The following is a 7,847-nucleotide window of genomic DNA, read 5'->3' on the forward strand; positions in this document are numbered from 1 at the left end:
CCCCCCCCCCTGAGTCACAGCCAAAACAAATTGGTATTATATCCATGATGGAGACGGATTTTTATCCGCACAGCCTTGCGCCCTACGGCGAACCGCAACTGGGGCGCAGGGGGCTTTACAAGGCGATTGGTGGTGGGGATGGCGATGCCTCCCCCCGTCCTGCCTTTGACCAGATGACCCTGCTCTGGGTTCTGAACCTTGCCGATGGGACGCATTCCCTGATGGATATCGCCCAACGTTCAGGTAAACCCTTTCCCGCTGTGGCAGCAGCGGCAGAGGCGCTGACGCTGGCAAAACTGATTGCGCGTGAACCAGTGCAGTCAGTCCCTATGCCGGCCGCCTCCAGCGTGTCACCAGACGGAACATCGGTCCAGTAAGGGTCGTGGATGTGACCGCAAGCACCATTAACGATGCATATGCGAATTCAGATATCATGCCCTTGTTGTGCAAGATGGTGGCGGCAACGATTTCCATCAGCCCCTTGCATTGCAAGAGGGCCCCCATGCCAAGTGCCTGCTGGCGCGACATATCGGGTGATGGCGGATAAAGGACGACGGCCCCCATCTTGGTCGTAATGGAAATGACCACCAGCAGCAGTGAGGCAATAACGGACGGCCATGTCAGCGCCTCCCCATTGATGTGCATTCCGCTATGGCCAAAAAACATGGGCGCAAGCCAGAGCAGGGAAAACGTCCCCACCCGTTCCACAGGCAGGCGACGGACCCATTTGGGGGGCATGATCGCCCCTGCAAAATAGGCGCCGATTAATTCATGCAACCCGATCTGCATGCTGGCCCATGCACCACTTGCCAGCCATAGGGGAACTGCCGCCCATATGACCCATAACGGGGGATGTGGCAGGCGGTACGCGGCGGTACTGCTGATGAGTGCCAGTCCGCCAAGCACAGCCACGGCAATGAATTGTGTGATATGCCACCCATGAAAGGCACCAGGCCCTTCGGCCGCGAATTGCAGGCATGCCAGCCCGATCCACAGGGCCGCATCATCAACAATCGCCAGCCGTAACGCCAGATGCCCCATCGGACGTTCGGCGGGGGAAAGTTCGCGCACAACCCCGATCATTACGGGTAACGCACTGACCGCAAGGCATAGCCCAATGGACATGGCACCAATCGTGGAACTACCATGCGGGGTTTCCCAGCCATGCAATGGGAGGAAATAAAAATAGATCAGCACGGAGCCGATACAGAACGGAACCCCTAGGGCGACAAGCGCACTGCCTAACAGGCGTCCCATAGAGGGAGCGGTAAAGTTCTGGTTCGGGTCAACCCCGTCGGAGAACTGCCACATATCCAGCCCGGCCGTAAATGCCAGTACAAGGACGGCAATCCACCCGACATCTTCCCCATATTGCGATGGGATACCCCATGTTCCCACGGGATATTTCGTGACCGCAATCACGATCCCCACCAATATCGGAATTACGACAATCGGTATGGTTTTCTGTGACCAACGCCATAATAGTGAAGGAATAAAAACGAACAGGAGTACGTCCGCAAAAAAATGAAGAAGTTGATCCATATCGTTCTCTTTATTTTTAATTTATGCGAATGACATTATATATTAATATATCAGATATGCAAATGAAACATGGTTCATGTGTTTTTCAGATTTTCATCATCAAAGATGAAGATCCAATTTTTCATTTGCCGTAAATTCTATTGACAGAAAATATGATATCACAACCATGTCACATAGTGTCATGAAAATCAGTTTTCTGCCTGAGGGTTTTGAAATACTATCCTGAATAAAAAATGTATTTATATATTTTCGTGCTATAAAATGTCAGGACCTTGGGAAAAGCAGGCTGTTGTCAACAGGCCTTATTCCTGGCTGGTGCGGTTCTCTGTCACACAATCAGAGGCGGCGCGCCCGATCCCGTCAAGACAGCCCAGAACCCGCAGCAGCCACAGGTTATCCGGTTCCCGCCGCAGCATCAGCAGCACGCGGCGACGTGCCACGGATATCATGGCGATCCCTCGTCGACTGATTGGCCTGTATCGTGCCAGAGCCCGCATCAGCAGGGTCAGCGTCTGCGATGCTTCGTGACGTTGTTCACGTTTCAACTGCCGCAGCAGCAGGATATTAAGGCCAACCGCCGACAGCAGCAATGTCTGGCGTATGTCGCCTGCCGCAGTATGATCTGAAGTCCGTGCAGCATGCCGCACCAGGCGCCCGATCCGGTCCACGCTTGCGCCGATCCACCACTGTGGCAAAGGCGGCAGTGGCATGACACATAATCCGCGCAATTCCACCCGTATATGCCTACCATACCGCCCCCGTTCGTTGCGTGCATCAAAAGGTAGTACCAGACGGAATACCAGCAGGCTTAGTCCCACAGCAAGCACGGTATGCAGGGCTGCGTTCAGGAACGTGACCTCATCGACGCGAAGCTGGTTGCCGGGCATCAGCAGGTTCGGCATCAATAATCCATAGGCCGCCGCCGCCCCTGCCGTGGCGGGATTGTATTTTGCCAGTCCCCCAACGAACAGAAAAACCCCAAGGACGAGGGCCAGTACCTCATAATCCGCAAGATACGGAATAATCCACAGGTCAAGGCATCCTGCTGCAACAGCGGACCATATTGCCCCCGACAGGAAGCGCGAGGTTCCTACGACCGGGTTCTCGCGGGTTGCAAACAGGCCACATACCAGCGTCGTGATTGCAATAAATCCCATTCCCCCCGGCCATGCCGTCACTTCGTAAATCATGCCCGCGCCAACGATGGCGATGGCCCCCCGCAATCCGTTGTGAAAGGCAAGACGCAGGTCCCGATGGCCAGGCAGCCGGAAGCGGAAACGGTCATGCGGCGGGGGCATGAAAATGGCCTGGCAATGTGTGATGGCGGTGGCAAGGTCTGCCATTGCGTCACACAAAACGCTGTGTGTAATCCGGCGCGTTTCATCATTTTCGGATCTGGCCCGGTCCTGGAACAATGCGTGTAACTGCGTTACGTGACGCAACAATGTGTCCAGCATGTTGCGTTGCAGTCGGCAGGATACCAGTCGATCACACAGTTGCAGCAACCTGCCGCGCGTATCCACCAGAAGTGGGTCTTTACTCAGTTCCGCGCGTTCCATGCTGCCCGACAGGCCAACAAGGCGTGTTACCATGATCGAGATATTGGCAAATACCGCCCGGGCATGATCACCTGCGTGCGAATGTCGCCCCATTTCAATGGCTGGGAATTCAATTCCATGATGGACGGAGACCATCACGTCCGAAAATTCCCCTGCGTGAATCAATGTTTCACGATCATACAGTACAATTTCACGCAGGAGGGATGCCAGGCGGTGCAGGACATCCTCTACCCGCGCCAGCATCGTGGCGCGGGCGCGCGATGCAAGGTTATGCGCGAACAGCAACGCCATGGCAGCCTCGCACACTACACCCAGAACGATATAGGTCGCGCGCGATACCGCGATGAAAAATACATTGTCAGGCTGCGACGCGGCGGCCACGGCAATAATCGAACAGGTATATCCGGACAGTACAAAGGCGTAAGATCTGAAGTTGACACTGAATGTCGCAAGAAAACTGCACAACCCGATCCAGGCTGCGACCGCCGGGAAAAACAGCCATGCCTGTTGTGGAAAGGCGGCAATGAACACCACGGCCGCAACGGCCCCGGCCAAGGTGCCGACAATGCGCCAGCGCGCCTTTGACATGCTTTCGCCACGGCGCACCTGTGCGACCGACCATACGGTGGCGACTGCCCACTGCGGACTGTCCAGTTCCATCCACAATGCGGCGGCCAGCGCGATAAGCGACGCCAGCGTATTGCGTGCGGCAAAGCCGATGGCTGGTAACGATGGGCAGTACAGCCAACGCAGCCTGTCACGACACGCCTGCCACGCGAAACGGGGCAGAGTGGTACTGGCAGAATACAGAAAGCACATCAGCAGCTATCTGTGCCGATGTAATAATGACATCATTTGGAGCTGAAGAGTTTTCAGCTTACCGCCTTTTCATATGGGCGGTACCGCGGTGTCCATATCGCTCTGTCCAGCGCGACTTCAATTTCGTCCTGAGTGGCTGGCGGGGCCACACCTTCTGCCTGACCCTGGTTAATAACGGCACGCGCGACTGCGATCGCGGCCTTTGGCAGGTCGGAAACCGGTGGCAGCAGCGCTGCATATGCCGGCTCCTGAAACGTTGAGACAGGGGATATCGCCGCCAGCGCCCGCGCGGCAGCAAGGAACATGCCGTCAGTCATGCGGGTGATCCCCCCGGCCACGACAGCGAGGCCAATGCCGGGGAAGACATATGAGTTATTGATCTGGTCCACCGGGCGTTCGCGCCCGCCAAAGACAACCGGAGCAAACGGGCCGCCTGTGCCGATAATGGCGCGCCCATCCGTCCATTCCAGCAGGTTGGATGGCGTGGCCTCGATATTGGCGGTCGGGTTCGACAGGGCAAAGATCACGGGACGTTGCGGCATATGGGTCATGGGGGCAATGATTTCGCGCGTGAATGCCCCCCCCTGCCCTGATGTGCCAATCAGCATCGTGGGACGGACATGCGCCACCACTTCGGACAACGATACATGCGCAGGATCCGCGACATTCCATCGTGCTGCGATGTCGTGTGGCTGTGCAAAAGAAGCCTGCCCGTCCGTCATTCCCGCCATGCCGTGCCGGACCAGGCCATCGACGTCGATCATGAAAAACCTGCCCCGTGCTTCCGCCGGTGGCATTCCTTCGGCCATCATCATACGTGACAGAAGGTCGGCAATGCCGCACCCTGCCCCGCCCGCGCCAAAGATGACGACCCGCTGTTGCGCAAGCGGCGCAGCACCTGCACGAATTGCAGCCAACAGGGCGCCAGCAGTTACCCCGGCCGTGCCCTGAATATCGTCATTATATGTACACATCCGTTCGCGATAACGGCTGAGGATACGCAGGGCGTCTTCCCCGGCCAGATCTTCCCAGTGCAGGGCAATCCGGGGCCAGCGCGCTTCCGCCGCCGTGACGAATTCCGCGATAAATGCGTCATAGTCAGCACCGCGTACGCGCCGGTGTCGCCATCCGATGTAATCCGGGTCGTTGAGCAATGTTTCATTATCGGTCCCGACATCCAGCAGGATCGGTAGCGCACAGGCAGGGTCCAGACCACCACAGGCGGTATAGAGCGCAAGCTTGCCGATCGGGATACCCATCCCGTTCGCGCCCTGATCGCCGATCCCCAGGATGCTGCCACCGTCACTTGCCACGATGACGCGCACATCGTCCCAGCGCGTATCGGACAGGATGTCTGCAATGCGTCCCCGGTCGTCGTAATTCAGGAACAGACCACGTGGACGGGTCCATATCTGACTGAACTGCTGGCAGGCGCGCCCGATGCAGGGGGTGTAGATAATGGGAAGATAGTCTTCGAGTGACTGCGCCACGATGGCATGGAAAAGTGTTTCGTTGCGGTCCTGGATTTCACGCAGCGCAACATGGCGCGAAAAATTGTCCGGCAGGGCCTCAAGGCGCCGCGTCGCACGGGCAACCTGATGTTCCAGTGTCGTGACATTATGCGGGAGGAAGCCATGCAGTCCGAACAGGTCTCGTTCCCGCATATCGAAGGCATTTCCCTTGTTAAAAACATGACTTTCCAGAAGGTTATGTCCATTAAGGCTAATTTTTCGCGAGGGGATGCACGACGGTTGCGCGGAAGCAGGCATGGGAACTCAATATTGCGATGACGATGAAACAGTGCGCACAATACCTGTCTGCACAATCCCGTGTAGAGCCCGTTCATGCACGGCAACCGTACGCCACATGCAATCATGGAGGTCGCATGCCCGACGAAATCAGCGACCTTAAATTCTTTTGCATCCTCGCCGCCGCAGGCAGTATTGCAGGCTGTGCCCGTGTCATGGGCATGTCGCCCGCCGCCATGAGCCGGAGGCTTAGTGGGTTTGAGGCACGGCTTGGCACCCGGCTTGTCACCCGTACGTCGCGTCATTTTGCCCTGACGGCGGAAGGACAGAGGTTGCATGAACGTGCAACCCGTATCATGCATGAAATCGAGGAAGCCGAGGCCGAGGTCACGGCCAAGGCCGGTATTCCCCACGGGGTCCTGCGGGTGGGGGTTCCATCTGAACTCGGGCGGAAGATGCTTGCGGGTATCGTCGCCGCATTTGTAGAGAAATATCCCGATGTCACGGTCCACCTGACATTGTCGGATGCAGGGCTTGATGTCATTGATGACGGGCTTGATATTGCAATTCGCGCGGGCATGCCGCCCGATCAGGACGTCATGACCACGACATTGATAAGCAGCCGTCGCGTGGTCTGTGCCTCCCCTGCATATTCCGTGCGCAAGGGATTGCCTGCCACGCCCCATGACCTGCTTAAACATGACTGCATCTGCCTGTTGCGGCGGCAGAGGATCTTTAATGAATGGGCATATTATGATGGCAAGACGCGGAAGGAAATCCATGTCACACCCCATCTTGCCGCTTCCAGCAGCGAGGTCGTCCATGACTGGGCAGTAAGTGGGCAGGGAATTGCATTGAAGGTTTTGTGGGATATCGCAGATGACCTGAAATGCGGACGACTGATTGAATGCCTGAGTGCGTATGCATGGGAAGATGTCGTGTTGTGCGCGATTTATCCGTCACGCACGCATCTGCCACCGCGGGTGCGATTTTTCCTTGATTTTGTTAAACGTGCCTTGAGGCAACATGATTTTGGAACCTGATATTCCAGATGTTATTGAAATGATCGTTGGAAAAGCACCTTAATATATAACAACCATTCATATAAAAATTCTGCGCACTTCGTGTGAAAATAAAACGTCTCCTGACTGTTTTGTTCAATAGTCTACGAAAAATGCTTCGTTCCTGTGAAACTGGTGCCATGCCAAGGCTTTGACCGGACGTCATGAAGGCGTGCTCACTCTGGTTTCGGCCGTCCCAAGAAATATGTGATTGCGTGGGAACACGATCCACCTGCAGCCGTTGGTGGTGGACGAGAGTGCTACTTCCTTCCTTTTCCATCGTTGATGGAGGCCGTCCATGGCCCTGCGCAATATCCCCTTGCCGGTCAGGTTGGGACCGTGCCGTACGTCGTTACCACGCAATCCCGTGCGGCGTGATGGCAGTCGCCTGGGCGGGCGGACGATTGCAATACTTGCGACAAACGGGGTGGAGGAAGTGGAACTGACCGATCCGGTCGCTGCCTTGCGGCAGGCTGGGGCACGGACGTTGCTGATTTCCCCCAACCGTGTGGATATCCAGGCGATGGAAGCCGATATTCATCCCACCAACCGGTATCATGTCGATATACAGGTCGGCGCAGTACATGCGGCAATGTTTGACGGCCTTTTGCTGCCTGGGGGGATCACCTGTTCCGATTGCCTGCGTATGGATCGCGACGCGGTGCGTTTCGTGCGGGAATTCGTGAAGGCGGGACAGCCGATCGCCGCCATCAGTCACGGCCCATGGCCCCTGATTGAAGCCGGGGGCGTGGGGGGACGTACGCTTACATCATGGCCTTCCCTGCGCACCGATCTGACAAATGCCGGGGGAAACTGGGTGGATCGCGATGTCGTGACGGATGGTATGCTGGTGACATCACGTCATCCAGATAATCTGAAGGTTTTCTGCACTGCCATCGTGGCGCTGTTTGCCATGCGTCCCATCATGGTTTCGACAGGGCATGGAGCTGTCGGGTGACTGCGACAGATCTTTGGTAAGAAACAGAAATTTTCAGAAAATGTTCTGGTAATGGACGTAATGCAGCCACCGGCCGGGTAGCGGTCATGCCTGCAACGGTTCAAAAGGGGGCATATGAGATTGTTTGAAAACAAGTCATTGATAAAAAACAAGAAAAATT

6 protein-coding genes are annotated in these 7,847 nt (G+C 56.3%); 3 read left to right on the forward strand and 3 right to left on the reverse strand.

Annotation, left to right across the window (positions count from 1 at the left end):
- On the forward strand, positions 1–377 hold a 377-nt coding region (locus tag B7G66_RS13880; RefSeq protein WP_275404488.1), incomplete at its 5' end, for a winged helix-turn-helix domain-containing protein.
- Here B7G66_RS13880 and B7G66_RS13885 read toward each other — a convergent pair.
- The 3 genes from B7G66_RS13885 to B7G66_RS13895 all read right to left on the reverse strand — a co-directional run bounded on the left by B7G66_RS13885 (position 328) and on the right by B7G66_RS13895 (position 5,689).
- Positions 328–1,542: a cation:proton antiporter gene (locus B7G66_RS13885; RefSeq protein WP_003619910.1), complete on the reverse strand. Its 1,215-nt coding sequence runs from the start codon at positions 1,540–1,542 to the stop codon at positions 328–330. The genes B7G66_RS13880 and B7G66_RS13885 overlap by 50 nt on opposite strands.
- A gap of 302 nt (positions 1,543–1,844) precedes the next feature.
- Complete coding sequence (locus tag B7G66_RS13890; RefSeq protein ID WP_003619908.1) at positions 1,845–3,920, reverse strand: FUSC family protein; 2,076 nt, start codon at positions 3,918–3,920, stop codon at positions 1,845–1,847.
- Between the two features lie 53 nt (positions 3,921–3,973).
- Positions 3,974–5,689 (reverse strand): NAD-dependent malic enzyme, encoded by a 1,716-nt coding sequence (locus tag B7G66_RS13895; RefSeq protein ID WP_040510783.1) that lies wholly within the window; start codon positions 5,687–5,689, stop codon positions 3,974–3,976.
- A gap of 116 nt (positions 5,690–5,805) precedes the next feature.
- On the opposite strand from B7G66_RS13895, the gene B7G66_RS13900 reads away from it, so the two are divergent.
- Both B7G66_RS13900 and B7G66_RS13905 read left to right on the forward strand, forming a co-directional pair.
- Positions 5,806–6,711: a LysR family transcriptional regulator gene (locus tag B7G66_RS13900; RefSeq protein ID WP_003619904.1), complete on the forward strand. Its 906-nt coding sequence runs from the start codon at positions 5,806–5,808 to the stop codon at positions 6,709–6,711.
- Positions 6,712–7,027: 316 nt separating this feature from the next.
- A complete protein-coding gene (locus tag B7G66_RS13905; RefSeq protein WP_003619902.1) occupies positions 7,028–7,687 on the forward strand; it encodes a type 1 glutamine amidotransferase domain-containing protein in 660 nt (219 codons plus the stop codon).
- Positions 7,688–7,847: the final 160 nt, after the last annotated feature.

This window comes from Novacetimonas hansenii JCM 7643, assembly GCF_000964405.1.
GTDB lineage: Bacteria > Pseudomonadota > Alphaproteobacteria > Acetobacterales > Acetobacteraceae > Novacetimonas > Novacetimonas hansenii.